The following is a 25,339-nucleotide window of genomic DNA, read 5'->3' on the forward strand; positions in this document are numbered from 1 at the left end:
GTCAGCCCTTGGCGGCCTCCACCGAGATCTGCAGATCGACCTCGTCCCCGACGGCCGGGGCAAAGGCGCCCAGGTTGAAGTCGGACCGATTGATCGTGCCGGTGATGTCGAACCCTGCCGCGGGCTGGCCCGTCATCGGATGCGCGCCGAGCTTGCGCAGGGTCACGTCGAGCGTCACGGGCCGGGTGACGTCGTTCAGCAGCAGGTCGCCGGTCACGCGTGCGGTCGTGGGCCCGGTCTGTTCGACGCTGGTCGAGGTGAAGGTGATCGCGGTGGCCGGTGCAGCGCCCGCAAAGAAGTCCTCGGTGCCCAGATGCTCGTCCAGTTCGGGGGCGATCGTCTGGATCGACGACAGCGGGAACAGCGCCTCGACCTTGCTGTTGGCCGGATCGGCCGGGTCGAGCGTGATGGTGCCCGCCACGCCGCGGATCACCCCGTGGCTGGTCGACATGCCCATGTGGTCATAGCTGAACACGATCTGGCTGTGCGACTGGTCGAAAACGTATTCGCCCGCCGGTGCCGCGGGATCGATGGCAGGGCTCTCGGCACCAGGCCCGGCGTCCGATGACACCGCAGCGGCGTCCTCGGGTCGGGACGCACTGTCGGTTGCCGGGTCGGCAGCGCCGCTGTCGGTGCCGGTGTCGGATGATGCGGTAGATGGCACGGCCGCCCCCGCGGCGGCCGTGCCCGCCTCCTGCGACTGGGCCCCGGCGGCCGGATCGGCGGCGGGCGCGGCAGCCGTCTGCGCCAGGGCCGGCCCGGCGAGCCCGACGGCAAGGAGCAGGGCGGGAATGAGCGGGCTCGTCTTGGGGATCATCGGGCGCCTCCACGGCGGAAAGTTGCGGTCGCGCCCCAACGTGCGGACGGACGGGGCGTTCCCGTCTGCCCCCTGCGGCAGCCAGTGATCCGATCCGCATAGGCGGCGGCGATCGGCCTTGCACGGCGCGGGATCGCCTGTATAAGACCGCATCCTTCCGCCATCATGCAATCGGCGCAGCCTCTCGTGGCGGGGCGCGGATGGGATCACCCGCCTATGAAGTGCGCCCGAAACGAAAAGGATTGGACATGCCGCTTTACGAGCATGTGCTGATCGCCCGCCAGGACCTGTCGAACACGCAGGCCGAAGGGCTGATCGAACATTTCTCGACCGTACTGGCCGACAACGGCGGAACGGTCCGGGACAGCGAATACTGGGGCGTCCGCACGCTCGCCTACAAGATCAACAAGAACCGCAAGGGGCACTACGCCTTTCTGCGCACCGACGCGCCCTCGGCCGCCGTGCAGGAGATGGAGCGTCTGGCCCGCCTGCATGACGACGTGATGCGGGTTCTGACCGTCAAGGTGGATGAGCACGGCGAAGGCCCGTCCATCCAGATGCAGAAGCGCGACGAGCGCGACAGCCGTGACCGCGGCCCGCGTGGCGACCGCGGCGACCGTGGCGGAGATCGCGGCGGCGACCGGGGTGATCGCGGCGAACGGCGCGACCGCGGCGACGACCGGGGCGAACGCCGCGAAGACCGCAGCGACCGGAACTGAGCGTAGAGGAGCAAAACCATGGCGACCAAACCGTTTTTCCGCCGCCGCAAGGTCTGCCCCTTCTCGGGCGACAACGCGCCGGCGATCGACTACAAGGATACCCGCCTGCTGCAGCGCTATATCAGCGAGCGCGGCAAGATCGTTCCGTCGCGGATCACTGCCGTGTCGGCCAAGAAGCAGCGTGAACTGGCCCGTGCGATCAAGCGCGCCCGCTTTCTCGCCCTGCTGCCCTACGCAGTGAAGTAAGGAGAGACCCATGCAAGTCATCCTGCTGGAACGCGTGGCCAAGCTGGGCCAGATGGGCGAAGTGGTGAAGGTGAAGGAGGGCTTTGCCCGCAACTTCCTTTTGCCGCAGGGCAAGGCGATGCGCGCAAACGACGCCAACATCGCTGCCTTCGAGGCGAAGAAGGCCGAACTCGCCGCGCGCAACGATGAAACCCGGGCCGATGCACAGAAGATGGCCAACCGTCTGGACGGCCAGAGCTTCGTCATCATCCGCTCGGCCTCGGATGCCGGTGCGCTGTACGGCTCGGTCACGCCGCGCGACGTGGCCGATGCAGCCGCGGCAGAAGGCTTCCAGGTCGAACGACGGCAGATCGTGCTGAGCGGCCCGATCAAGGAACTGGGCCTTCACAGGATCGGCGTCACGCTGCATCCGGAGGTCGAGGCCGAGATCACCCTGAACGTCGCCCGTTCTGCCGACGAAGCGGAGCTGCAGGCGTCCGGGAAGTCGATCCAGGATCTCGCCGCGGAAGAGGACGCTGCCGCCGAATTCGAGATCTCCGAACTGTTCGACGATCTGGGATCGGCCGGGCACGACGACGAGGACAGCCGCGGACCCCGCGACAGCGACGCCTGAGCCTCACCAATCCGTTGAAGAACAGGGCCGCGCCGGCTACCGGCGTGGCCTTTTCGCATGGCGCAGTGCTGGCGCGTGGAGCAGTTGTGATGTCAAGTCGGCGACGGGACCAGCGCCGAACGGTCCTTGGCGGGAGCCCCGCGCGATGCCGGCCCCGCGGGTGGAACGTAACGCGGTGTTTCCGGGTTTGCCTGACAACCATCCTCGCGGCCCATTGCGCGCCGCCGTCTCGTGAAAGGAATGCCGATGTCCACCTCCGACAGCTTCGACGATCAGAACCGGCCCCGTTTCGGCGCACCGATCGACCGCAGCCAGGAAGTCTACGAACCCTCGCCCTACGCGCCGCGCAGGTCGCTGCCGCACGGGAATGTTTCGCTGGATGGTGATCGCGCCTATCCCACGCCATCCCTGACCAGCAAGGTGCTTGTTTGGGGCGGGGCGGCCGTCGCGGCGGCCGCGGTGACCGCCGGCAGCGTTCTGGCGGTGCGCAAGGTGGCCGATCTGGTGACCGGCAATGACGAGCTGGACCGCGGCGCGGATCGCGCCGCTGACAAGGCGCGCGAACAATACTATGAATCGTCGCGCCGGCGCCCGCATGGCTCGCTCGCCCCGCGCTTTGCAGGCATGTCTGAGGACGAGCGCGAGCGGATGCGCGAGCGGCAGCGCCGCCGCGAGGCCGAGATGGAGCAGCATACCCGCGGCATCCGCGCGCAGGCAGGCCGCCCCTCGCGCCGGCCCCGGCCACCGCAGATGAGCCTGATCGACGAGATCGAACACACCGCACAACGGCTCAGCAACGGCGCGGAAAGCGTCGTCGGTTCGCTGTCGGCCGCGATGGCGGGGTTCCGCCAGGTGGCGCAACAGGCACAGGGGGTGATGCAGGAATTCCACAGCACCGCCGACCAGATCCGCAGCATGGTCAGCACCGACGCGTCGGGTGATGGCGACCGGCAGGGTCGCCGGTCGGCTGACGCAGGGTCTTTCCGCCGCACCCGGCGCAATGACGTCGTCGACCTGCGCGACAACGCGCAGGCCGCACAGCCGGGCGGATCGGCCGCGGGTACGCCTGACGACGCGCGCACCCATACGCTCTGAACCCTTGACCGGTTGCGACGCGTGCTCGCACCCGGCGCCGACCATCCCTGTCGAACCCCGCGCCGTGCCCGGCGCGCGCGGGGGACGCGTGCAAGAGGATCGACAATGCCAGACCCCCGTCCCGCCCCTGATGTCTATGACGCGCTGTTCGGCGACCTGCCCGAGGGGTGGCGAGAGCGGAAGGGGCTGCCGCCGCAGCAGGGGAGTGAGACCGGCGCCCGGTCCGGTCCGGCTGCGTCTGCATCGGGTGACTCCGAGGTGACTTCATCTGATGCAGAAGGGCCGCCCCGGATCCCTGGCGCGCCGGAGTCCCCGTGGCAGCTGAGCTGGTCGAGCTGGGTCGCGGTGGCCAAGCGGACCGTCAGCGAGATCGGCCGCGACCGGGTCACGTCGGTGTCCGGCGGGGTCACGTTCTTCGGGCTGCTGGCGCTGTTTCCCGCCATCACCGCGCTGGTGTCGATCTATGGATGGGTCGCCGATCGGCAGACCATTTCCGAGAACATCAACCTGCTGGCCCGGTTCCTGCCGGCCAGTGCGGTGGAACTGATCGCCACGCAGATCGAATCGATCGTCTCCGCGCCCAAGACGGCGCTGTCGCTGGCCGGGATCGTCAGCATCGTCCTGGCGCTGTGGACGGCCAATGGCGGGATGAAGGCACTGATCGCCGCCTTGAACGTCGCCTGGTTCGAAACCGAACGGCGGGGCTTCATCCGGCTCAACGTCGTCTCGCTGGCCATGACCCTGGGCGCGATCGTCATGGTGATCCTGCTGATCTCGGCCATCACCGTCCTGCCCGCGGTGCTGAAGATCATCGCGGCGGGGTCGGTCGTCGAGGATATCGTCAACCTCCTCCGCTGGCCGTTCATGCTGGCAGTGCTGCTGCTGGCCCTCGCGGTCCTCTACCGATTCGGTCCCAGCAAGGAAAACCCGGAATGGCACTGGGTCACCCCGGGCGCCATCCTCGCATCCCTCGGACTGGTCGTCGCGTCGCTGCTGTTTTCCTGGTACGTCGCCAATTTCGCGAATTACAACGAGACCTACGGATCGCTGGGCGCCGCAGTCGTGCTGATGATGTGGCTGTGGATCGCGTCCATGGTGGTGATGGTCGGTGCCGAACTGAATTCGGAAGCCGAACGCCAGATCAAGCTGGAAAATGGCGTCCCGCTGGAAGACAGCACCGACAAGAAGTGACGACTCCGGCGCCGTTCCAGCAAAACAGGAAAGGCCGCCCAGGTGGGCGGCCTTTCCGTTTCAGACTGTGATGCAGCCGACACCGGGATCGGCGGGGCGTGATGCCTAGATCTGGTCCAGCGCCTCGATTGCCTTTTCCAGCTCGTCCTTCGTGACCTCCTTGTCGGTCACGTTGACCTTGTCGAAGATCAGGTCGACGACCTTGTCCTCGAACAGGGGCGCTCGCAATTGCTGCTGCGCCTGCGGGTTCTGCTGGATGAACTCGAAGAACGCCTTCTCCTGACCCGGGAACTGGCGCGCCTGCTGCATTACCGCCTGGGTCATCTCCTGGTCGCTGACCTGAACCTCGTTCTTCTGGCCGATGTCGGCCAGCAGCAGGCCCAGACGGACCCGCCGTTCGGCCAGGCTGCGGTGCTCCTCGGTCGGCTCGATGGAGCCGTGATTGTGGCCCTGCTCCTCGGGATGCTCTTCGTGCCACAACTGGTGCGCGATCTGCGCGGCCTCGGCGTCGACCAGCGCCTCGGGCAGCTCGAACTTGACCTGCTCGTCCAGCCGGTCGAGCAGCGCGCGTTTCATCACCGCGCGGCTCGCGCCCTTGTATTCGGCCTTGAGCCGTTCGGAGATCTGCGATTTCAGGCCTTCCAGATCATCGGCGCCGAACCGTTTGGCCAGTTCGTCGTTGATCTCGGCGGGCTTGGGTGCCTTGACGGAGTGGACGGTCGTCTCGAACACCGCCTCCTTGCCCTTCAGGTGGGGGGCGCCGTAATCGTCGGGGAAGGTCACGTCGACCTTGACCGCGTCGCCTGCCTTGGCGCCGACCAGCTGATCCTCGAAGCCGGGGATGAAGCTGCCCGATCCCAGCACCAGCGGATAACCCTCGGCCTCGCCGCCCTCGAACGCTTCGCCATCGACGAAGCCCTTGAAGTCGACGACGACCTGGTCGCCCTGCTCGGCGGCCTCGCCCTCGGGCTTGCCGTCGAAATTCTGGGCGTTCTTGGCCAGGTTCTCCAGCGCCTCGGTGACGGCGGACTCCTCGGCCTTCACGACCAGCCGCTCCAGTTCCACACCGGACAGGTCGACCTCGGGGATCTCGGGCAGGTTTTCGTAGCTGACGTTCACGACGACATCGTCGCCTTCCTTCCACGTCTCGCCGTTTTCCATCTCGATCTTGGGCTGCATCGCGGGCCGCGCGTTCGACCCTTCCAGATGGGTGCGCAGCGCATCGTCGATGGCCTTCTGCATCGCATCGCCCAGAACCCGGGGACCGAACTGCTTCTTCAGCAGAGCCATCGGCACCTTGCCCTTGCGAAAGCCCTTCATCTCGACCGTCGGCTGGGCCTCAGCGAGCTGCCGGTCCACCTCGGCGGCCAGGTCGGCGGCGGGCAGCGTGAAGCGATAGCCGCGCTTCAGTCCTTCGTTCAGGGTTTCGGTGACCTGCATGGGCGTTCCTTTTGTAAGCTCGACACGCCGTCACGAGGACGGCGGGAAATTCGACCGCCCTTCTAGGCATCGGGGCGAAGGCACGCAAGCCGATGCGGCGGCGCGTGGGATGGCAGCCCTTGCGATCTGCGGCCCCGATCCGCGGGATGGTGCGGGTGAAGGGACTCGAACCCCCACGCCTTGCGGCGCCAGAACCTAAATCTGGTGCGTCTACCAGTTCCGCCACACCCGCTCGGTCGCGGACGTTAGCAGCATCGATCGGGAGGCGCGAGGGGGGATCACACGCCCAGCGCGGAGAGCGCGGCCGGAATGTGGTCCGGCAGGTCATCGGCGATCAGCCCGGGGCCAAAGCCCCGCGCCGCCTGCGCATGAACCAGCGCTCCCAGCGACGCGGCCTCGACCGGATCGAGCCCGCGGGCCAGCAGCCCGGTGATGGTGCCGGCCAGCACGTCACCCGATCCTGCCGTCGCCAGCCACGGAACGTCGAATGCGGAATGGATGCGCACCCTGCCATCCGGCGCGGCAATGACCGTATCGGGACCTTTCAGCAGCACCACGGCGCCACACCTCCCGGCAGCCGCGCGCGCCGCGTCGACGCGCGAGAAGGCGGGTCCGTGCAGGGCGGGCTCGGCCAGTCGCGCGGCGAGATCGGGGAACAGCCGCGCGAATTCGCCACCGTGCGGGGTCAGCACGCATCGGTCATGCAACCGGTCACGGGGAATGGTTGCCAGCGCGGTCAGCGCGTCGGCGTCAAGAACACAGGCCCGCCGGCACGCCAGCACCGCCGGCAACAACTCACCCGCCCGCTCGACGCCGCAACCTGGGCCGATGCACAGCGCGGTGACGCGGCCATCCCCCAGCAGGGCATGAAGGTCACCCGCGTCATCGACGGACCGTCGCATCAATGCGTCAGGGCGACTTGCATGTTCCGCCTGCGCGGCGGCGGGAGCGGCAATCGTGACCAGGCCGGCCCCGATCCGCAGCGCAGCACGGGCGGACAGCCGGGCGGCACCGCCCCGGCCCGCGCCCCCTGCCACCACCAGCGCGTGGCCATGATCGAACTTGTGGGCGCCGCGCGATCCCACCTTGGCAAGCGAGCCGAGCATGTTGGCGGGGGTGCGCTCTGTCTGGTCGGGGACGTCGTGATCGACGCCGTCGAACTCCGGCCATATCGCAGCCAGACCGGCCGCATTCGGCCCGTCCACCTCTTGGTCACGCCAGGACCGCAGCCCGATATCGGCGATCACCAGTTCGCCGCAGGCGGCGGGGCCCTGGGCCAGCAGATGCCCCGGCTTCGGGCTGTCGAACGTCACGGTGAGCCGCGCGGCCGGTCGTCGCGCATCCACCGTGCCGAGATACCGACCGCTGTCCAGGCACAAGCCCGAGGGGCAGTCCACAGCCACAATGCGGTTTCCGATTCCACCCGCGCGCGGGTCCGCCAACAGGGACAGCACCGCGGCGATCTCGCCTTTGGGCGGGCGGGTCAGCCCGATGCCGAAGATCGCGTCGACGACCACGTGCAAATGATCGGCGTTCTGTTGCAGGTTGGCCGCGGTCAGCGGCTCGACGCCACCCATGCGCAACCATTGTCGCTTCATCTCGGCCGCGTCCGGACCGGGCGTGTTGGCCATGCCAAGCACGCGCACCCGCCAGCCTGCCTGCTGAAGATGTCGCGCGATCACGTAGCCATCGCCGCCGTTATTTCCGGGACCACACAGCACCGTCACCTGGGCAGGTCGGGGCCAGCGCAGACGGATGTGACCGGCCACCGCCGCCCCGGCGCGTTCCATCAGCTGCAGCCCGGTCACTTGGCCGCTATCCATCGCGGCGGCCTCGGCCTTGCGCATTCGCTCGGGCGTCAGAACCTGGCTCAGGCGGATCTGCATGCTGCCTCTCTTACGGTCACTCTGCCTGTTTGCTGGGCAACTCTCGGCCGGTACGATGGTCTGGCCGGAAACCCTGTGCGTCCGACATTGCCTTGGCGGGCCCGGCCCGGTCTAGGTGACCCGACGCAGCAAGGAGTGCAGGCGATGAAAAAGATCGAGGCGATCATCAAGCCGTTCAAGCTAGACGACGTGAAGGAAGCGCTGCAAGAGGTGGGTGTGCAAGGGCTTTCGGTCATCGAGGTCAAGGGCTTCGGCCGCCAGAAGGGGCACACGGAACTGTACCGCGGCGCCGAATACGTCGTCGACTTCCTCCCCAAGGTGAAGATCGAGATGGTCCTGGCCGACGACCAGGTCGATGCGGCGGTGGACGCCATCGTCTCGGCGGCGCGGACCGACAAGATCGGCGACGGCAAGATCTTCGTGTCGGCCGTCGAGCAGGCGATCCGCATCCGCACCGGCGAGACCGGCGAAGACGCGGTCTGATCCCACCACACGAACACTGACCGGCTGCCGCGGCGGCCAGAGAAAGAGGAGCGACCATGCAGGTCAACGAGGTTCTGGATCTGATCAGGACGGAAGAGGTCGCCTATGTCGACGTCCGCTTCACGGATCCGAAAGGGAAGCTGCAGCACGTCACCTTGGACGTGAGCCTGATCGACGATGAGTTCTTTGAAGAAGGCTTCATGTTCGACGGCTCGTCGATCGCCGGATGGAAGTCGATCGACCAGTCGGACATGAAGCTGATGCCCGATCCGGCGTCGGCCTACATGGACCCGTTCTACGCCGAAAAGACGCTGTGCGTGCATTGCAACGTGGTCGAGCCCGACACGGGCGAGCCCTACGAACGCGATCCCCGCGGGACGGCGACGAAGGCCGAGGCCTACCTGAAATCGACCGGTATCGGTGACGCGTTCTATTGTGGGCCCGAGGCCGAGTTCTTCGTCTTCGACGACGTGCGCTATTCCGTAACGCCCCAGAAGGTCAGCTTCCAACTGGATGCGGTCGACGCCGCCTGGAACACCGACACAGAATACGAGATGGGCAACACGGGCCACCGAGCGGCCCACAAGGGCGGCTATTTCCCTGTGAACCCGATCGACGCCAGCCAGGACCTGCGCGGCGAGATGCTGACCACGATGAAGCGCATGGGCATGAAGACCGACAAGCACCACCACGAGGTCGCGTCGGGCCAGCACGAGCTGGGGCTGATCTTCGGCGGCCTGGTCGAACAGGCCGACAACATGCAGAAATACAAGTACGTGATCCACAACGTGGCCCACGCGTACGGCAAGTCGGCGACCTTCATGCCCAAGCCGATGAAGGGCGACAACGGGTCCGGCATGCACGTCAACATGTCGATCTGGAAGGACGGCAAGCCTCTGTTCGCCGGCGACAAGTACGCCGATCTCAGCCAGGAGGCGCTGTGGTTCATCGGCGGCATCCTGAAGCATGCCAAGGCGCTGAACGCGATCACCAACCCCTCGACCAACAGCTACAAGCGGTTGATCCCGGGCTTCGAGGCGCCGGTGCTGCGCGCCTATTCGGCGCGTAACCGCTCGGGCTGCGTGCGCATCCCGTGGACCGAGTCGCCCAAGGCCAAGCGGGTCGAGGCGCGCTTCCCCGATCCCTCGGCGAACCCCTATCTGTGCTTCGCGGCGCTGCTGATGGCGGGGCTGGACGGCATCCGCAACAAGATCGATCCCGGTCCAGCCTCGGACAAGGACCTGTACGATCTGCCGCCCGAGGAGCTGGCCGGAATCCCGACCGTCTGCGGATCGCTGCGCGAGGCGCTGGAGGAGCTGGAGCGGGACATGGATTTCCTGCTGCAGGGCGATGTGTTCACCCGGAATCAGCTGAGCGGTTATCTCAAGCTGAAGTGGGAAGAGGTCTACGCCTTCGAACACACGCCGCACCCGGTCGAATACGCGATGTACTACAGCTGCTGATCGACCGCGCCTTCCGTCAGGGACGCCCCGGCGCAAGCGTGCCGGGGCGTTCGTTCTTCCGTCCCGCCGAGTCCTGGCGCCCGATCCGGTGCGTCGCCGCCCGCGGCGACTCGCCGCCCGCTGTTGCAGGGGGCCCCCTTCGGGCGCTAAGCGGGCGTCATCCTGCTGAATGAGGCACCGATGATCCCCCGCTATGCCCGCCCCGAGATGACCGCGATCTGGTCGCCCGAAACCAAGTTCCGCATCTGGTACGAGATCGAGGCCCATGCATGCGACGCCCAGGCCGACCTGGGGGTGATCCCGCGGGAAAACGCGGTGGCCGTGTGGCGGGCCAAGGACGTCACCTTCGATGTGGCGCGCATCGACGAGATAGAGGCCGTCACCCGCCACGACGTCATCGCCTTCCTCACTCATCTGGCCGAGCATATCGGCGCCGACGACGCGCGATTCGTCCATCAGGGCATGACCAGCAGTGATGTCCTGGACACGACCTTCAACATCCAGCTGGTCCGCGCCGCCGACATCCTGCTGGTGGGCATGGACAAGCTGCTGGCCGCGCTGAAGCGCCGCGCCCACGAACACAAGGATACCGTCCGCATCGGCCGGTCACATGGCATCCATGCCGAGCCGACGACCATGGGCCTGACATTCGCGCGGTTCTACGCCGAAATGGCGCGGAACAGGGCGCGGCTGGAAGGCGCGCGCGAGGAGGTCGCCACCGGCGCGATTTCCGGTGCCGTCGGCACCTTCGCCAATATCGACCCGGCAGTCGAAGAGCATGTCTGCAGGATGATGGGCCTGCGCCCCGAGCCGATCTCGACGCAGGTCATCCCGCGCGACCGCCACGCCATGTTCTTTGCCACCCTGGGCGTCATCGCCAGCAGCATCGAGAACATCGCCGTCGAGATCCGCCACATGCAGCGCACCGAGGTGCTCGAGGCCGAGGAGTTCTTCAGCCCCGGCCAGAAGGGTTCGTCGGCGATGCCGCACAAGCGCAACCCGGTCCTGACCGAGAACCTGACCGGTCTGGCCCGGCTGGTCCGCATGGCGGTGATCCCGGCGATGGAAAACGTGGCGCTCTGGCACGAACGCGACATCAGCCATTCCTCGGTCGAACGGGGCATCGGGCCCGATTCGACGATCCATCTGGATTTTGCGCTGAACCGACTGGCCGGGGTGATCGACAAGCTGGTGATCTATCCCGAAAACATGCTGGCCAACATGAACCGGTTCCGCGGCCTGGTGATGAGCCAGCGGGTGCTGCTGGCCCTGACCCAAGCCGGCGTGTCGCGCGAGGACGCCTATCGGCTGGTGCAGCGAAACGCCATGAAGGTGTGGGAGCATGGCGCGGATTTCAGGACGGAACTGCTGGCAGACCCCGAGGTCACGGCGGCATTGTCACCCGCCGAGATCGAGGAAAAGTTCGATCTTGGCTACCACACCAAGCACGTGGACACGATCTTTGCCCGCGTGTTCGGCGCCCCGGCGTGACCGACCGATCCGGCACACGCCACCCACTGCCGCCGGACGCGGCGGCGCGGCCGGGCTGATGCGCCGCGGCGGGCGTCGTCCAGGATGACGAATGCGATCACCCTCGTTCTGGTCGTCTTGCTTCTAGCCATGTTCGTGCTGGACGCGACGGTCCTGCATCTGGACCTGCCGCTGCGCGCGGCCAAGGCCATCGCCGATCTGATCGAATGGGTGGCCTTCTGGAACTGACACCGGCCGGGGGATTTGCATTTCCCGCCGGTTTTCGGCATGGAGCATTCAAGTTTCAGCAGGAGTATGAAGATGGCGGTTAAGGTGGCGATCAACGGTTTCGGCCGGATCGGACGCAACGTTCTGCGGGCGATCGTCGAGTCGGGGCGGACGGACATCGAGGTAGTGGCGATCAACGATCTCGGCCCCGTCGAGACCAATGCCCATCTGCTGCGCTACGATTCCGTGCACGGGCGCTTCCCGCAGGAGGTGAAGGTGTCCGGGAACGCGATCGACGTGGGTCGCGGACCGATCCAGGTCTCTGCCGAACGCAATCCGGCGGACCTGCCCTGGTCGGACGTGGACGTGGTGATGGAATGCACCGGGATCTTCACCAGCAAGGACAAGGCCCGGGCGCATCTGGACAACGGGTCCAAGCGGGTACTGATCTCGGCACCCTCCGAGAACTCGGACAAGACCATCGTCTATGGCGTGAACCATGACACGCTCACCAGCGACGACATCATCGTGTCGAACGCGTCCTGCACCACCAACTGCCTGTCCCCGGTTGCCAAGGTGCTGAACGACGCGATCGGCATCAATCGCGGCTTCATGACCACGATCCACAGCTATACCGGCGACCAGCCGACGCTGGACACGATGCACAAGGATCTGTACCGCGCCCGCGCCGCGGCCCTGTCGATGATCCCGACCTCGACCGGCGCGGCCAAGGCGGTGGGCTTGGTGCTGCCGGAACTGAAGGGCAAGCTGGACGGCGTGGCGATCCGGGTTCCGACCCCGAACGTGTCGGTCGTGGACTTGGTGTTCGAGGCAAGCCGCGACACCTCGGTCGACGAGATCAACGCCGCGATCAGGGACGCCGCGAACGGCGGGCTGAAGGGCATCCTGGGCTATACCGATGAGCCGCTCGTCTCGTCGGATTTCAACCACGACCCGCATTCGTCGGTCTTCCACATGGACCAGACCAAGGTGATGGAAGGGCGGCTGGTCCGCATCCTGACCTGGTACGACAACGAGTGGGGATTCTCGAACCGGATGTCGGACACCGCCGTGGCGATGGGCAAGCTGATCTGATCCGCCCCGCCCTTCGCACAGATCAGAAGGTCCGGCACTTTGCCGGGCCTTTTTCATTTTGGTCAAAGGCCAAGAACGCGCCGGCTCTTGCCCGCAGCGTCGGGGTGCAGCCTTAGCGGCGGCCACCCAGACGACGGGCATTCGCCCGGGTCCGCTTGCCATAGGGTTTCAGCGCCGCCGCCATCACCTGATCCGACCGCGCCCCCCGTGATACCTCGCGCAGCGCCGCGCCGATCGACTCCGCCACGGCATCGCCCTTCTCCGTCACCATCCGGATGTTTTCGGTCGAGGCGTGTGGCAGCATCCCGCACATACCCGCCACCCGCAGGCCAATGACATACTGGGAATCGGCGTACATCCGGAACATGTCGGTACACAGCTTGACGCCGGATGCCATGTCGAAGGTCGGGTTATACATCATCATTCCTTTGTAATTATGCTGCTCAATTGGCATCATGCTGCACAGGCAGCATAGCTTTGCCAAGTGGTTGTTGCGACAGGTGCGGGTGGTGCGCACGCTGGGCCGCTGGACTGGTCAACGCCGGTCGCGGTGATATAGATGCACCTCATGACCAACAGATTGACGCTTTGTCGCCCCGATGACTGGCACCTGCATCTGCGCGACGGAGCGATGCTTGCCGCGGTCGCGCCACATTCGGCCCGGTTGGGCCGCGCGATCATCATGCCCAATCTCGTGCCGCCGGTCGTCACCGGCGCCGACGCGGCAGCCTATCGCGACCGGATCCGCGCGGCCCTGCCCGCGGGCGCGCCGCTGCAGCCGCTGATGACCCTGTATCTGACCGAAACCACCGATCCGGCCGACGTCGTTGCCAGTCACCGCGACGGGATCATCGCCGCGGTCAAGCTCTACCCGGCAGGGGCCACCACCAATTCGGCCAGCGGGGTGCGCGACTTCGACCGGGTACGCCCGGTGTTCGAGGCGATGGCCGCGGCCGGCATACCGCTCTGCGTGCACGGCGAGGTCACCGACCCCGAGGTCGACATCTTCGACCGCGAGGCCGTGTTCATCGACCGCGTGCTGGACCCGATCCGGCGGGCGACGCCCGGCCTGCGGGTGGTGATGGAACATGTCACCACCCGCGAGGGTGTCGATTACGTCCGTGCCAACGATGCGATCGGTGCCACGATCACCACCCATCATCTGGTCATCAACCGCAACGCCATTCTCGCCGGCGGCATCCGCCCGCATTACTACTGCCTGCCGGTCGCCAAGCGCGAAACCCACCGGCTGGCCCTGCGCGCCGCCGCCACCAGCGGCGATCCGCGGTTCTTTTCGGGCACCGACAGCGCGCCCCACCCGGACCGGGCCAAGGAAAGCGCCTGTGGCTGCGCGGGCTGCTTCACCGCGCCGAACTGGCTGCCCATCGTCGCCCAGGTATTCGAGGAAGAAGCGGCGCTGGACCGGCTGGAACAATTCGTCAGCCTGAACGGCGCGACCTTCTATGGATATCCGGCCAACGAGGACCGGATCACGCTGGTCCGCCGCGCCGATCCGGCCGGCGCCCCTGCTGAGATCCGCGCCGATCAGGACCGCGTCACCGTGTTCGATCCAGGCTTTCCGCTCCACTGGCATGTCGAGGATCCCGCATGACCCTGCCCTTTCCCCCGGCCGAAGAAATCGCGCGCCTGTCCGCGCGGATGCTGCTGGAAAGCCGCGCCGTGCATTTCAATGCCGCGGAACCCTATACCTATGCCTCGGGCGCGAAGGGGCCGACCTATATCGATTGCCGCAAGCTGATCTCCTTTCCCCGGATCAGGGGGACGCTGATGGACTTCCTTGCTGCGACGGTGATGCGCGACGCCGGGTTCGAGGCCTTCGACAACGTCGCCGGGGGCGAAACCGCGGGCATCCCCTTCGCCGCGTTCATGGCCGAGCGCATGGGCCTGCCGATGAGCTATGTCCGCAAGAAGCCCAAGGGATACGGGCGCAATGCCCGCATCGAGGGCGCGATGGCTGAAGGCGAGCGGGTGCTGCTGGTCGAGGACCTGACGACGGACGGCGGCAGCAAGCTGAGCTTCGTCGATGCGATCCGCGACACCGGCGCGAGCTGCGCGCATACTGCCGTGATCTTCTACTACGGGATTTTTCCGGAGACGACCGAACGCCTGTCGGCGCATGGCGTGACCCTGCACCACCTGTGCACCTGGTGGGATGTGCTGGCCGAGGCGAGAGCGCAGGCGAGTTTCGACGACGCGACCCTGTCGGAGGTCGAAAGCTTCCTGTCAGACCCCCGTGCATGGCAGGCGGCCCACGCCTGAGCGGCGAGCACTGCGGCATGAACGCAACCAACGGTGGGCAGGGATTTATCCACAGCATATCCAGATGGACCCTCTGACGGCCGCGTGAGATAGTCCCGGCACACAAGAGCAGGGACTCCGACATGACCGAGCTTCGCGTGCTCGCACCACGCAGCGCCCCGTTGGGCGACGACACCGAGGGCGCCGCCGTGCCGTTTTCCATCGAGGCGGAGCAGCAGTTGCTGGGCGCCCTGCTGACCAACAACGACGTGTTCGACTCCGTCACCCGGATCATCAAGCCGGCGCACTTCTTCGATCCGGTTCACCGCCGCATCTTCGAGTTGTGCGCCGAGCGGATCACCAAGAACGCGCTGGCCAGCCCGGTCACGATCAAGGCCTTCATGGAACATGACGCCGGGCTCAAGGACCTGGGCGGGCCGGCCTATCTGGCCCGACTGGCCGGCGCGGCGGTGTCGTCCTATGCGGCGCGAAACTATGCCGGCATGATCCGGGAATTCGCGTTGCGGCGCGAGCTGATCGTGCTGGGCAACGACATTGCCGCCCGGGCGGCGACCGTCGCGATCGACGACGACGCGGAGGAACAGATCAAGACGGCCGAGCAGACCCTGTACAAGCTGGGCGAACAGGGCGTCGCCGAGCGCGGGTTCCAGTCGTTCCTGCAGGCCGTGACCGGCGCGCTGAATGCCGCCAACGCGGCCTACGCGCGGGACGGCAAGCTGTCGGGCGTGTCCACCGGCCTGACCGATCTCGACGCCAAGATGGGTGGGCTGAACAAGTCCGACCTGATCATCCTGGCCGGCCGCCCGTCGATGGGAAAGACCTCGCTGGCCACCAACATCGCCTTCAACATCGCCCGCACTCACCGGATGGGCGAACTGCCGGACGGCACCCACGGCACCGTCGATGGCGGGGTCGTCGGTTTCTTCTCGCTGGAAATGTCGGCCGAACAGCTTGCCGCCCGGATCCTGTCCGAAGCATCCGAGGTGCCCAGCGAACTGATCCGGCGCGGCGACATGAGCGAGGAAGAGTTCCGCCGCTTTGTCCAGGCCGCGAACGACCTGCAGAACTGCCCGCTCTACATCGACGACACCCCCGCACTGCCCATCAACCAGCTGGCGGCGCGCGCCCGCAAGCTGAAACGGACCCGCGGGCTTGACGTTCTTATCGTGGACTATCTTCAGCTGCTGCGGGCGGCATCCGCCAAGGACAGCCGCGTCAACGAGGTGTCCGAGATCACCCAGGGTCTCAAGGCAATCGCCAAGGAACTGAACATCCCGGTGATCGCCCTGTCGCAGCTGTCGCGTCAGGTGGAGAACCGCGAGGACAAGCGCCCGCAGCTGAGCGATCTGCGCGAATCCGGGTCGATCGAACAGGACGCCGACATCGTCATGTTCGTGTTCCGCGAGGAATACTACAAGGAGCGGGAAAAGCCCGCTGACCACGAACTGGACAAGATGGCCCAGTGGCAGCAAACCATGGAACAGGTGCATGGCAAGGCCGAGGTCATCATCGGCAAGCAGCGTCACGGGCCGATTGGCACGGTCGAGCTGAGCTTCGAGGGGCGATTCACCCGGTTCGGCAATCTGGAAAAGCACCACGTGGCGCAATGGGGGTGAACCCGCCCGTGCCGTTGATGTCCGACCGGCAGCCGCTCGCACGCGGGCTCGCCGACAGGGCAGTCCGCCCGTCGCAGCCCGGGGCCCGCGCCCTAGCCGCCATGGGAGGCGCCGCTTGGCCGGGCTGACGGCGGCGCGGACGCCGCCGCACATCCTGACGCTGATCCTGCTGTCCGGCATGGGCGCGCTGACGATGAACGTGTTCCTGCCGTCCGTTCCCGGCATGGCCCGTGATTTCGGGGTTGATTATGCGCTGATGCAACTGTCGGTGACGGCCTATCTGGCGGCCTCGGCGGTGGTGCAGCTGCTGGTCGGTCCGCTCAGCGACCGCTGGGGGCGGCGGCCGGTCATGCTGTGGTGCCTCGCGATCTTTCTGCTGGCCACGCTAGGAACGCTGCTCGCCCAGACCGCCACCCTCTTCCTGGTGTTCCGGATGATCCAGGCTGCGGTGGCGGCCGGGATGGTGCTGTCCCGGGCCATCGTCCGCGACATGGTTGCCGGCGACGCGGCGGCCAGCCGGATCGGCTATGTCACGATGGGCATGTCGGTGGTGCCGATGATCGCGCCCGTGCTCGGCGGGGTCATCGACGAGGCGCTGGGGTGGCGTGCCACCTTCGTCCTCATGGGGGTCGCCGGCCTGGCGATGATGGCCCTGGTCTGGGTCGACATGGGCGAGACCGCCACCGGCAGCGGGCTGAGCATGCGCCAGCAGATCGCCAGCTATCCGGTTCTGGCGCGCTCGGCGCGGTTCTGGGGTTATGCACTGGCCGCGACGACATCCTCGGGTGCGTTCTTCGCCTATGTGGGCGGGGCGCCGTTCGTTGGCGACCAGGTGTTCAACCTGCGCCCGTCCGAGGTCGGCTACTGGTTCGCCGCCCCGTCGATCGGCTACATGCTGGGGAATTTCGCCTCCGGGCGGTGGTCGATGAAGTTCGGCATGAACCCCATGATCCTGACCGGCTGCATCATCTGCGTCGTGGCCCTGTCGATCTCGCTGATCGCGGACCTGTCCGGGCTGCACCACCCGCTGGCCTTTTTCGGTGCCGTTGCGGTAATGGGACTGGGAAACGGTCTGGTGCTGCCCAACGCCAACGCCGGGATGATGAGCGCGCATCCCGAGCTTGCCGGTACCGCCAGCGGCCTTGGGGGCGCGCTCGCGGTCGCGGGTGGCGCCGGTCTGGCCGGGCTGGCAGGCGCGTTTTTGGTGCCCGGCGCCGGGGCGACGCCGCTGCTGGTGATCATGGTTGCCTCGGCCTTGGGATCTCTGCTTTCCATCCTGACGGTGATGCGGTTGCGTTAAGGACATTTTAACCCGGTGCAGGGATGCTGCATCGCATGCGCCCGCAACCCACATGGAAGCCGACGTCCCACCTGAACCCGCCATATCCCGCCGGAGGGTTGCTCCACCACGGGCATCCGTGCGGCCGGATCCGGTCTGGTGCACTCAGCCGTGAAGGACGCCGCCGGTGACCTTACCCCGCTGATCGGGTAGTCTGCGGGCAATCATAACGAAAAACACGCATGAGGCAGTGATGATCCGCAACATTTCGCGCCTGACCGCGCTGGTCATGCTGACCGCGCTGGCGGCCTGCGGCGGGGGCAAGTCCACCGACCGCATGTACCTGACCGCGCCACGCGCCGGCGCCGCAGACCTGCACCCGAACGAGACGCCCGAACTCCGCCGGCTGATCCGCAAGTACTCGGCCCGCTACGGCGTGCCGGAGGCCTTGGTCCACCGGGTGGTGATCCGCGAAAGCCGGCACCGCCCCGACGCCCGCAACGGACCCTATTACGGGCTGATGCAGATGCTGCCGGCCACCGCGCGGGGGATGGGCTATTCGGGCTCACCCGCCGGTCTTCTGGACCCGGAAATGAACCTGACCTATGGCGTCAAGTACCTGCGCGGCGCCTATCTGGTGGCGGGCGGCGATTTCGACGATGCCGTGAAATGGTATTCGCGCGGCTATTACTACGAGGCCAAGCGCAAGGGCCTGCTGGAGGAAACCGGCCTGCGCTGAGCGCCGGCCCAGATGTACGACGCCTGCGCGGCCCAGTTCCCTCCACCGCGTCCGGCTGGGTTATCGTGCCTGGCGCCGCGCCATGAAGGCGAGCCGTTCGAACAGCGCCACGTCCTGTTCGTTCTTGACCAGCGCCCCGTGCAGCTTGGGCAGCATCTCGCCGGCCGGCCGTTTCAGATCCTCGGGCGACAGGTCCTCGGCCAGGATCAGCTTCAGCCAGTCTAGCAATTCGCTGGTCGAGGGCTTCTTCTTCAATCCCGGGACCTCGCGCAGTTCCAGGAACTGGGTCAGCGCCGTGTCCAGAAGCCGTCCCTTGAGGCCGGGATAGTGCACCTCGACGATCCGCTTCAGCGTTTCGGCGTCCGGAAAGCGGATGTAGTGAAAGAAGCAGCGGCGCAGGAACGCGTCCGGCAGTTCCTTCTCGTTGTTCGAGGTGATGATCACGACCGGACGATGCAGGGCCCGGATCGTCTCGCCCGTCTCGTAGACGTGGAATTCCATCCGATCGAGTTCCTGCAGCAGGTCGTTCGGAAACTCGATATCCGCCTTGTCGATCTCGTCGATCAGCAGCACCGTCTTGCCCGGTGCCTCGAAGGCCTGCCACAGCTTGCCCTTGCGAATGTAGTTGGCGACGTCATGAACGCGTTCGTCGCCCAACTGGCTGTCGCGCAGCCGGCTGACCGCGTCGTATTCGTACAACCCCTGCTGCGCCCGGGTCGTCGACTTGACGTGCCATTCCACCATCGGCAGGGACAGGCTGTCGGCCACCTGCCGGGCCAGTTCGGTCTTGCCGGTGCCCGGTTCGCCCTTGACCAGCAGCGGCCGTTCGAGCGTCACCGCCGCGTTCACCGCAATCGCCAGATCAGGCGGTGCTACGTAGCTGTCGGTGGACCGGAACTGCATGGGGGATCCTTTCGCATGGCCGCGCGGACCCTACTGCCGGTGCAGGCGACCTGCAAGTTTGTGACCGGCCGATCCGAACGCAACCCTTTCCAACCCGCGCCTCATGTCTTATTGGGGCGCGACCTGCTGCGGGTGCGACGTCCCGCCAGGCGGAGGAGCCATGAAGCGCCAGACTTTCCTGCCCGACGACTATCGTCCCGCCGAGGGCGAGCCCTTCATGAATGAGAGGCAGCTTGAATATTTCCGTCGCAAGCTGACCACCTGGAAACAGGAGTTGCAGGACCAGTCGGCCGAGACTCTCGAGGTGCTGCAGGACAGCGCCCGCAACGTGCCCGACATCGCCGATCGCGCCTCCGAGGAAACCGACCGCGCCATCGAACTGCGGACCCGGGACCGACAGCGCAAGCTGGTCAGCAAGATCGACGCCGCCCTGCGCCGGATCGAGACAGGTGAATACGGCTATTGCGAGATGACGGGCGAGCCGATCAGCCTGCGACGGCTGGACGCCCGCCCCATCGCCACGATGACGCTGGAAGCGCAGGAACAGCATGAACGCCGCGAGCGCGTTCACCGCGAGGACTGAGGTTCGGCTGGCGTGACGCTGCAGGGCCGCCCCGTCACGGTCGTCGGGGCAGGCATCGCGGGCCTGACCACAGCGTTGGCGCTGGCGCAGCGCGGCGCCGATGTCACCGTACATGAACGCGCGGGTGCGTTCCGCGAGGTGGGCGCCGGCATCCAGATCAGCCCCAACGCCGGACGCGTCCTGACTGCGCTGGGGCTGGACCGGGAGTTCACCTCCATTTCGGCCCCCTTGTCCGGCGTTCAGCTGCGCAACGGCAGCGATGGGGCAGAGGTGGCCCGGCTGGACTACGCACGCCACCGCCCTGACGCCCAATTCCGCAGCGTGCACCGCGCCCGGCTGGTTGACCTGCTGGAACACGCCGCCCGCACGGCCGGCGTGTCCGTTCACCTGGGAACCGAGATCGACAACCTGCCGACGGTGCCGCTGCTGATCGGGGCCGACGGGCTGCATTCCCGCGTCCGGACGGCGCTGAACGGACCGCAGCGCGCGTTTTTTACCGGGCATGTGGCGTGGCGGGCGCTGATCCCGCTGGAACCGGACGCCGCGCATCGAGCCCAGGTGTTCATGGCACCCGGGCGTCATCTGGTCAGCTATCCGCTAGCGCACGGCTTACGCAACATCGTTGCCGTGGAAGAGCGGGCGGACTGGACGGCCGAGGACTGGGTCCAGACCGACGATCCCGACAACCTGCGGCGGGCGTTCCGCGGCTTCGGCGGACCCGTCCCAGGCTGGCTGGCGCGGGTCGAACAATGCGGGCTTTGGGGACTGTTCCGCCATCAGGTCGCCGAGACCTGGCAGGACGGCGCGCGCGTGATCCTGGGCGACGCCGCGCATCCGACGCTACCCTTTCTCGCCCAGGGCGCCTGCATGGCGATCGAGGATGCCTGGGTGCTGGCCGCCTGTCTGGCCGCCGGTCCGGATCAATCCGCGGCGCTGGTCCGGTACCAGGCGCTGCGGCGTCCGCGCGCCGCCAGGATCGTTGCCGCCGCAAACGACAATGCCCGCAACTATCATCTGGGCGGGGCGAGACGCGGCGTCGCCCACACGGCGCTGCGGCTCGCGTCGGCCGCCGCGCCGCGGCTGCTGTTCGATCGTTACGCCTGGGTGTTCGACCACGATCCCACCGCGATCAGCTCCGCGAGGATCGCTGACGGCTGACGCCCAGCGGCGACTGGCTGGCCTCGCCGTCAGGCGGCCCGCTCGACCGCCGCGACGATCCCGTCCACGACCTCGTGCAGTGTCGTCTCGTCCTCGGCCTCGGCCATGACCCGGATCAGCGGCTCGGTTCCCGACTTGCGGATGAGTACGCGGCCGTTGCCGGCCAGCCGGGCCTCGGCGGCCGCGATCTCGGCCCGCACCGCGTCGGCGGACAGGGGATCGGCGCCTGCGGCATAGCGCACGTTCTTCAGCAGCTGCGGCACCGGTGCGAACTGGCTCACCAAGGCGCTGGCCGGCTGTCCGGTATCCGCCATCGCCGCGAGGAACTGCAGCCCCGCGATCAGCCCATCGCCGGTGGTGGCGTAATCGGTCATGACGATGTGGCCCGACTGTTCGCCACCCAGGTTGAACCCGCTGCCCCGCATCCGTTCGACGACGTAGCGGTCGCCAACGGCGGTGCGTTCCAGCCGCAGCCCGCGGTCCTGCAGATAGCGTTCGAGCCCCAGATTGGACATCACGGTGGCAACCAGCGCGCCGCCGCGCAGCTTGCCCGCAGCAGCCCAGCGGCCAGCCAGCAGGGCCATGATCTGGTCCCCGTCGGCCACGGCGCCCGTTTCGTCGACGATCATCACGCGGTCGGCATCACCATCAAGGCTGATCCCCAGATGGGCCCCGTTGGCGCGCACCGCGGCGACACAGGCGGCCGTGTGAGTCGATCCGACCCCGTCATTGATGTTGAACCCGTCCGGCTTGACCCCAAGCGGGATCACCTCGGCGCCCAGTTCCCACAGCACATCGGGGGCGGCCCGGTAAGCGGCGCCGTTGGCGCAGTCTATGACCACCTTCAGCCCGTCCAGCCGCTGACCCTGCGGGAACGTGGTCTTGGCGTACTCGACGTACCGGCCGCGCCCGTCGTCGATCCGCTTGGCGCGCCCGATCTCGTTCGGCGGAACCAGCTTCGGTTCCGCTGCCGCCAACGCCTCGATCGCCATTTCTGCCTCGTCAGACAGCTTGAAGCCGTCGGGGCCAAAGAACTTGATCCCGTTATCCTCGGCCGGGTTGTGGCTGGCGGAGATCATGATGCCGACGTCGGCCCGCATCGACCGGGTCAGGAACCCGACCGCCGGGGTGGGCACCGGCCCCAGCAGCAGGACGTTCATGCCGGTCGAGGTCAGCCCCGCGGTCAGGGCATTTTCCAGCATGTATCCCGACAACCGGGTGTCCTTGCCGATCACCACGCGGTGACGGTTCTGATCGCCGCGCCGAAAGAACTGCCCCGCGGCCGAACCGAGGCGCAGCGCCATCTCTGCGGTCATCGGGTAGCTGTTCGCACGTCCCCGCACCCCGTCGGTTCCGAAAAGCTTTCTGGTCATTGCTCTGCCTCGTTCACGGCCTGCCACAGGCGCAGGCCCTGCTTGATGCCCGCCACGTCATGGACACGGTGGATCTGCACCCCCTGCGCGACGGCCGCAAGTGTCAGTGCCAGGGTGCCGGGATCACGCTGGTCCGCGGGCTCGGTTCCGCCGATGGTGCCGATGAACCGCTTGCGCGACACCCCCAGCAGCACCGGACAGCCCAGGCCATGATAGACCCCGATCCGCCGCAGGATGGCGAGGTTGTGGGCCTGCGTCTTGCCGAAACCGATGCCCGGATCGATGATGATCCGATCCCGCCGGATGCCCGCCGCCACGGCGCGGTCGATCCGGTCGGCCAGCGCGTCGTAGACGTCCAGCACGACATCGTCATAGCGAGGATTGTCCTGCATGGTCTGAGGCAGACCCTGCGCGTGCATCAGGCAGACCATGGCGTCCGTTCCGGCCAGTTCCGGTCCCATTCCCGGGTCGAAATCCAGCCCCGAGACATCGTTGACGAGCCCGGCACCGGCCTGCAGCGCCGCCCCTGCCACCACGGACTTGCGCGTATCGACGCTGATCCGGGCACCCGCCAGCGCCGCGATCACCGGGACGATCCTTGCGATCTCCTTTTCGGCGGGCACCTCGACGGCGCCCGGACGGGTGGACTCGCCGCCGATATCCAGCAGGTCGGCACCTGCCGCCACAAGGGCCCGGCCATGGGCGACGGCCGCAGCAGTGCTGTCGTGACGCCCGCCATCCGAGAAACTGTCCGGGGTGACGTTCACGACCCCCATCAACCGCGGCCTGTCGAGGTCGAGATCCAGGCAGGGTGGCCGCGCGGCGGTCAGGCGGGCCAGCACGTCGTCAGGCGGGCTGTCGACGATCTCCGGCGGCTCACCCCGACGCAGGCGTTCCAGGCGGCTGAAGCGCACCCACCCCCCGGCAAGCGGCCAGCGACCCGCTTCGGGGTCGGGGATGGGTCGATAATAGCTGTGCCGGGTCATTGGTTCCCCAGGTCTCCGAGCAGCGTTCGATTGGTAGTGCGCATAATTACGCGTCAGCCCGAGAGGATGCGCACCGGAACGCCGGGATCTGCCGGCAGGTCCGGGGCAGGCGCGCTTTCGGACTGGATCACGTCGAGCCGCCGCGCCCCCATCCGACGTGCCAGCCACAGCGCCAAGGCAACAGGCTGGGCGGGCACCCCCGGAAGATCCGCCGCCATCCGCGCCGGCGCCCAGACGACCGGATGATGCGCGGTCGCCGCCCATTCCAGTTCGGTCAGGCTGTCGGCGACCGTTACCTCGAGTCGTGCGGCCAGCGCCCAGGCCGCCTGATCCAACGCCAGCAGCGCGATGCGGCGGGCATTTCCCCCCTCTGGCAGCGGCAATCCGGGTGTATCCGGCACAACGATCTCGGCGTCGGGGGGCAGCGGCCGGTCGGACAGGCGTAGCACGACCACCGGCGCGGCCGGCGCGGTGCGGGTGGGAACCTCTCCCCGACGTCGCGCGATGGTGATGCCCAGCGCGCCCGGAACGCGATCCAGCTTCTCGATCGTCACCTCGATCCGCGCTGCACGAGGATTGGCCAGCACTTCGGCCGCGATCCGTTCTGCCAGCGTTTCCAGCAGATCATAGCGTCGCTCGGCCATCGCATTGTCGATCGCGCGGGTCAGCACGTCATAGCTGAGGATCCGGTCCACCTGGTCGTCGCTGCCGGTGGGCGGATCGTCGTCATCGCCGTGACCACGGTCCGGCCGGACCAGATCCACGATCAGGCTGAACCGCAACCGCTGGACCACGCCGCGCTCGGACTGGAACGCGCCGATCTCGACCTCGACAAGGTGATCGCGCAGATGGATGCGGTCGGGCTGGTCCATCCGCAGGCTCTTGGTCAGAATCGCCGACGGGCGCAAGATCCGGTCGACGCAGTCAAGCCGCTGCAGAGCCTGTGTTCGGGACCGATCTGCACCGGCGACCGACTTGATCAGTTCGACGCCAGTCGACGGCCGCCCTGGCGATAGAAGATGTGGGCGCCGATCCGGGTGGTGCGGGTGAACCGCTTGGACCAGGACGGGCTCACCTTCGTGGTGTGAAAATAGGTCGCTCCACTGGTCAGCGTCCGCGGCGCCCCGGACAGCGCCTCTTGCGCGATCCGGGTGGCCCGATCATAGGCGGCACTGTTGCGGATGCGGGTGCTGTTACCCTTGTAGCTGAACTGGCCCCGCTGGTTGATGACGCCGCAGACCGACTTGGGAAAGCGGGGATCGTCGACCCGGTTCAGGATCACCTCCGCCACCGCACGCTGACCAGCCTGAGGTTCGCCGCGGGCTTCGAAATAGATTGCCTCGGACAGGCATTTCAGCGAAGCGCCGCCTGCAGACTTTCCGGTGCTTGCCTGGATCAGGCGTTCCGGGCCGGGAACAACATTGCGGGTGTCGGCGTTGGCGGAGGAGACGAGCATCGGGATGGCGGCAGCACACACACAGAGGGGCGCCAGCCAAGAGAGCAGCTTGGGCATGGAAGTCCTGTTCGATTGATCCCGGTGGCAGCCGGGCTACAGCGACGCTGATGGGAAATCCCGACGTCGGCTTCCACCACCCACCGGCGCAGAACCCCGATCGCTGCCGAAACTGACCGTTTCGGGCGGGAACCTGCCGAGCCGATCAGCGACACTGGGCAGA

The 25,339-nt window shown here is 67.1% G+C and carries 26 protein-coding genes and 1 tRNA gene; 17 read left to right on the forward strand and 10 right to left on the reverse strand.

All coding sequences use genetic code 11. From position 1 onward, the window contains the following. Nucleotide 1 precedes the first annotated feature (1 nt). Entirely contained in the window at nt 2-817 is an 816-nt protein-coding gene (locus Q0938_RS03615; RefSeq protein ID WP_299359213.1) for a YceI family protein, read from the reverse strand. A gap of 248 nt (nt 818-1,065) precedes the next feature. Between Q0938_RS03615 and rpsF the strand changes: the two genes are divergently transcribed. From rpsF to Q0938_RS03640, 5 genes are all read left to right on the forward strand, one after another. Then, nucleotides 1,066-1,536, forward strand: coding sequence for a 30S ribosomal protein S6 (gene rpsF, locus Q0938_RS03620; RefSeq protein WP_299359215.1), 471 nt, complete (start codon nt 1,066-1,068; stop codon nt 1,534-1,536). Nucleotides 1,537-1,554: 18 nt separating this feature from the next. After that, nucleotides 1,555-1,782, forward strand: a complete 228-nt coding sequence (rpsR, locus tag Q0938_RS03625) for a 30S ribosomal protein S18 (RefSeq protein WP_025061827.1) — start codon at nt 1,555-1,557, stop codon at nt 1,780-1,782. A 10-nt stretch (nt 1,783-1,792) separates the two neighbouring features. Next, nucleotides 1,793-2,395 carry a 50S ribosomal protein L9 gene (rplI, locus tag Q0938_RS03630; protein ID WP_299359230.1) on the forward strand — a complete coding sequence of 201 codons (603 nt, stop codon included), beginning with the start codon at nt 1,793-1,795 and terminating at the stop codon, nt 2,393-2,395. Between the two features lie 246 nt (nt 2,396-2,641). After that, on the forward strand, nt 2,642-3,490 hold the full coding sequence (locus tag Q0938_RS03635) for a hypothetical protein (protein WP_299359232.1): 849 nt from the start codon (nt 2,642-2,644) through the stop codon (nt 3,488-3,490). Nucleotides 3,491-3,595: 105 nt separating this feature from the next. Further along, nucleotides 3,596-4,681, forward strand: coding sequence for a YihY/virulence factor BrkB family protein (locus Q0938_RS03640; RefSeq protein ID WP_299359234.1), 1,086 nt, complete (start codon nt 3,596-3,598; stop codon nt 4,679-4,681). Between the two features lie 105 nt (nt 4,682-4,786). On the opposite strand, the gene tig is transcribed toward Q0938_RS03640, so the two are convergent. From tig to Q0938_RS03655, 3 genes are all read right to left on the reverse strand, one after another. Beyond that, nucleotides 4,787-6,121, reverse strand: coding sequence for a trigger factor (tig, locus tag Q0938_RS03645; protein WP_299359235.1), 1,335 nt, complete (start codon nt 6,119-6,121; stop codon nt 4,787-4,789). Nucleotides 6,122-6,268: 147 nt separating this feature from the next. Next, a tRNA-Leu gene (locus Q0938_RS03650) sits at nt 6,269-6,353 on the reverse strand. Between the two features lie 46 nt (nt 6,354-6,399). Beyond that, the gene (locus tag Q0938_RS03655; RefSeq protein ID WP_299359236.1) at nt 6,400-8,007 is read right to left on the reverse strand and encodes an NAD(P)H-hydrate dehydratase; all 1,608 of its coding nucleotides are present in this window, start codon (nt 8,005-8,007) and stop codon (nt 6,400-6,402) included. 144 nt (nt 8,008-8,151) lie between these two features. Here Q0938_RS03655 and Q0938_RS03660 point away from each other — a divergent pair, with 144 nt between their 5' ends. The 5 genes from Q0938_RS03660 (at nt 8,152) to gap (ending at nt 12,746) form a co-directional block, all read left to right on the forward strand. Next, complete coding sequence (locus tag Q0938_RS03660; RefSeq protein WP_299359238.1) at nt 8,152-8,490, forward strand: P-II family nitrogen regulator; 339 nt, start codon at nt 8,152-8,154, stop codon at nt 8,488-8,490. A gap of 56 nt (nt 8,491-8,546) precedes the next feature. Further along, entirely contained in the window at nt 8,547-9,953 is a 1,407-nt protein-coding gene (gene glnA, locus Q0938_RS03665; protein WP_299359240.1) for a type I glutamate--ammonia ligase, read from the forward strand. Between the two features lie 180 nt (nt 9,954-10,133). Then, nucleotides 10,134-11,444, forward strand: coding sequence for an adenylosuccinate lyase (gene purB / locus Q0938_RS03670; protein ID WP_299359243.1), 1,311 nt, complete (start codon nt 10,134-10,136; stop codon nt 11,442-11,444). 84 nt (nt 11,445-11,528) lie between these two features. Continuing rightward, on the forward strand, nt 11,529-11,672 hold the full coding sequence (locus tag Q0938_RS03675; protein ID WP_299359245.1) for a hypothetical protein: 144 nt from the start codon (nt 11,529-11,531) through the stop codon (nt 11,670-11,672). A gap of 72 nt (nt 11,673-11,744) precedes the next feature. Continuing rightward, entirely contained in the window at nt 11,745-12,746 is a 1,002-nt protein-coding gene (gap, locus tag Q0938_RS03680; protein WP_299359247.1) for a type I glyceraldehyde-3-phosphate dehydrogenase, read from the forward strand. A 112-nt stretch (nt 12,747-12,858) separates the two neighbouring features. Here gap and Q0938_RS03685 read toward each other — a convergent pair whose 3' ends face one another. Further along, on the reverse strand, nt 12,859-13,164 hold the full coding sequence (locus Q0938_RS03685) for an antibiotic ABC transporter (RefSeq protein WP_299359250.1): 306 nt from the start codon (nt 13,162-13,164) through the stop codon (nt 12,859-12,861). A gap of 150 nt (nt 13,165-13,314) precedes the next feature. On the opposite strand from Q0938_RS03685, the gene pyrC reads away from it, so the two are divergent. From pyrC to Q0938_RS03710, 5 genes are all read left to right on the forward strand, one after another. Continuing rightward, nucleotides 13,315-14,358, forward strand: a complete 1,044-nt coding sequence (gene pyrC / locus Q0938_RS03690) for a dihydroorotase (RefSeq protein ID WP_299359252.1) — start codon at nt 13,315-13,317, stop codon at nt 14,356-14,358. After that, nucleotides 14,355-15,026 (forward strand): orotate phosphoribosyltransferase, encoded by a 672-nt coding sequence (locus Q0938_RS03695; RefSeq protein WP_299359258.1) that lies wholly within the window; start codon nt 14,355-14,357, stop codon nt 15,024-15,026. Before pyrC ends, Q0938_RS03695 begins: the two co-directional genes overlap by 4 nt. 122 nt (nt 15,027-15,148) lie before the next feature. After that, complete coding sequence (locus Q0938_RS03700; protein ID WP_299359260.1) at nt 15,149-16,642, forward strand: replicative DNA helicase; 1,494 nt, start codon at nt 15,149-15,151, stop codon at nt 16,640-16,642. 124 nt (nt 16,643-16,766) lie between these two features. Next, the gene (locus tag Q0938_RS03705) at nt 16,767-17,942 is read left to right on the forward strand and encodes a multidrug effflux MFS transporter (protein ID WP_299359605.1); all 1,176 of its coding nucleotides are present in this window, start codon (nt 16,767-16,769) and stop codon (nt 17,940-17,942) included. Between the two features lie 235 nt (nt 17,943-18,177). Beyond that, the gene (locus tag Q0938_RS03710) at nt 18,178-18,660 is read left to right on the forward strand and encodes a lytic transglycosylase domain-containing protein (protein WP_299359607.1); all 483 of its coding nucleotides are present in this window, start codon (nt 18,178-18,180) and stop codon (nt 18,658-18,660) included. 60 nt (nt 18,661-18,720) lie between these two features. Here the strand turns inward: Q0938_RS03710 and Q0938_RS03715 are convergent, their stop codons facing one another. Continuing rightward, nucleotides 18,721-19,563 carry a MoxR family ATPase gene (locus Q0938_RS03715; RefSeq protein ID WP_299359262.1) on the reverse strand — a complete coding sequence of 281 codons (843 nt, stop codon included), beginning with the start codon at nt 19,561-19,563 and terminating at the stop codon, nt 18,721-18,723. Nucleotides 19,564-19,723: 160 nt separating this feature from the next. Here Q0938_RS03715 and dksA point away from each other — a divergent pair, with 160 nt between their 5' ends. After that, nucleotides 19,724-20,146, forward strand: coding sequence for an RNA polymerase-binding protein DksA (dksA, locus tag Q0938_RS03720; RefSeq protein ID WP_299359264.1), 423 nt, complete (start codon nt 19,724-19,726; stop codon nt 20,144-20,146). 12 nt (nt 20,147-20,158) lie between these two features. Then, entirely contained in the window at nt 20,159-21,304 is a 1,146-nt protein-coding gene (locus Q0938_RS03725; protein ID WP_299359266.1) for an FAD-dependent oxidoreductase, read from the forward strand. 29 nt (nt 21,305-21,333) lie between these two features. Here Q0938_RS03725 and glmM read toward each other — a convergent pair whose 3' ends face one another. The 4 genes from glmM to Q0938_RS03745 all read right to left on the reverse strand — a co-directional run bounded on the left by glmM (nt 21,334) and on the right by Q0938_RS03745 (nt 25,176). Beyond that, the gene (gene glmM, locus Q0938_RS03730) at nt 21,334-22,677 is read right to left on the reverse strand and encodes a phosphoglucosamine mutase (RefSeq protein ID WP_299359268.1); all 1,344 of its coding nucleotides are present in this window, start codon (nt 22,675-22,677) and stop codon (nt 21,334-21,336) included. Then, nucleotides 22,674-23,663 carry a dihydropteroate synthase gene (gene folP, locus Q0938_RS03735; RefSeq protein WP_299359270.1) on the reverse strand — a complete coding sequence of 330 codons (990 nt, stop codon included), beginning with the start codon at nt 23,661-23,663 and terminating at the stop codon, nt 22,674-22,676. Before folP ends, glmM begins: the two co-directional genes overlap by 4 nt. A gap of 53 nt (nt 23,664-23,716) precedes the next feature. Continuing rightward, complete coding sequence (locus Q0938_RS03740; RefSeq protein WP_299359272.1) at nt 23,717-24,535, reverse strand: dihydroneopterin aldolase; 819 nt, start codon at nt 24,533-24,535, stop codon at nt 23,717-23,719. 107 nt (nt 24,536-24,642) lie between these two features. Then, complete coding sequence (locus Q0938_RS03745; RefSeq protein WP_299359274.1) at nt 24,643-25,176, reverse strand: cell wall hydrolase; 534 nt, start codon at nt 25,174-25,176, stop codon at nt 24,643-24,645. Nucleotides 25,177-25,339 lie beyond the last annotated feature (163 nt).

The organism is uncultured Paracoccus sp. (genome assembly GCF_947496875.1).
GTDB lineage: Bacteria > Pseudomonadota > Alphaproteobacteria > Rhodobacterales > Rhodobacteraceae > Paracoccus.

Bases quoted from the DNA above. Each gene is read 5' to 3' on its own strand.
- Q0938_RS03640 (WP_299359234.1), top strand. From the start codon at position 3,596: ATGCCAGACCCCCGTCCCGCCCCTGATGTCTATGACGCGCTGTTCGGC.
- Q0938_RS03685 (WP_299359250.1), bottom strand. From the start codon at position 13,164: ATGTATAACCCGACCTTCGACATGGCATCCGGCGTCAAGCTGTGTACC.
- Q0938_RS03745 (WP_299359274.1), bottom strand. From the start codon at position 25,176: ATGCCCAAGCTGCTCTCTTGGCTGGCGCCCCTCTGTGTGTGTGCTGCC.
- rpsR (WP_025061827.1), top strand. From the start codon at position 1,555: ATGGCGACCAAACCGTTTTTCCGCCGCCGCAAGGTCTGCCCCTTCTCG.
- Q0938_RS03655 (WP_299359236.1), bottom strand. From the start codon at position 8,007: ATGCAGATCCGCCTGAGCCAGGTTCTGACGCCCGAGCGAATGCGCAAG.
- Q0938_RS03695 (WP_299359258.1), top strand. From the start codon at position 14,355: ATGACCCTGCCCTTTCCCCCGGCCGAAGAAATCGCGCGCCTGTCCGCG.
- Q0938_RS03660 (WP_299359238.1), top strand. From the start codon at position 8,152: ATGAAAAAGATCGAGGCGATCATCAAGCCGTTCAAGCTAGACGACGTG.
- Q0938_RS03615 (WP_299359213.1), bottom strand. From the start codon at position 817: ATGATCCCCAAGACGAGCCCGCTCATTCCCGCCCTGCTCCTTGCCGTC.
- dksA (WP_299359264.1), top strand. From the start codon at position 19,724: ATGAAGCGCCAGACTTTCCTGCCCGACGACTATCGTCCCGCCGAGGGC.
- rpsF (WP_299359215.1), top strand. From the start codon at position 1,066: ATGCCGCTTTACGAGCATGTGCTGATCGCCCGCCAGGACCTGTCGAAC.
- Q0938_RS03700 (WP_299359260.1), top strand. From the start codon at position 15,149: ATGACCGAGCTTCGCGTGCTCGCACCACGCAGCGCCCCGTTGGGCGAC.
- Q0938_RS03740 (WP_299359272.1), bottom strand. From the start codon at position 24,535: ATGGACCAGCCCGACCGCATCCATCTGCGCGATCACCTTGTCGAGGTC.
- glnA (WP_299359240.1), top strand. From the start codon at position 8,547: ATGCAGGTCAACGAGGTTCTGGATCTGATCAGGACGGAAGAGGTCGCC.
- Q0938_RS03715 (WP_299359262.1), bottom strand. From the start codon at position 19,563: ATGCAGTTCCGGTCCACCGACAGCTACGTAGCACCGCCTGATCTGGCG.
- glmM (WP_299359268.1), bottom strand. From the start codon at position 22,677: ATGACCAGAAAGCTTTTCGGAACCGACGGGGTGCGGGGACGTGCGAAC.
- pyrC (WP_299359252.1), top strand. From the start codon at position 13,315: ATGACCAACAGATTGACGCTTTGTCGCCCCGATGACTGGCACCTGCAT.
- purB (WP_299359243.1), top strand. From the start codon at position 10,134: ATGATCCCCCGCTATGCCCGCCCCGAGATGACCGCGATCTGGTCGCCC.
- tig (WP_299359235.1), bottom strand. From the start codon at position 6,121: ATGCAGGTCACCGAAACCCTGAACGAAGGACTGAAGCGCGGCTATCGC.
- folP (WP_299359270.1), bottom strand. From the start codon at position 23,663: ATGACCCGGCACAGCTATTATCGACCCATCCCCGACCCCGAAGCGGGT.
- Q0938_RS03635 (WP_299359232.1), top strand. From the start codon at position 2,642: ATGTCCACCTCCGACAGCTTCGACGATCAGAACCGGCCCCGTTTCGGC.
- Q0938_RS03675 (WP_299359245.1), top strand. From the start codon at position 11,529: ATGACGAATGCGATCACCCTCGTTCTGGTCGTCTTGCTTCTAGCCATG.
- gap (WP_299359247.1), top strand. From the start codon at position 11,745: ATGGCGGTTAAGGTGGCGATCAACGGTTTCGGCCGGATCGGACGCAAC.
- rplI (WP_299359230.1), top strand. From the start codon at position 1,793: ATGCAAGTCATCCTGCTGGAACGCGTGGCCAAGCTGGGCCAGATGGGC.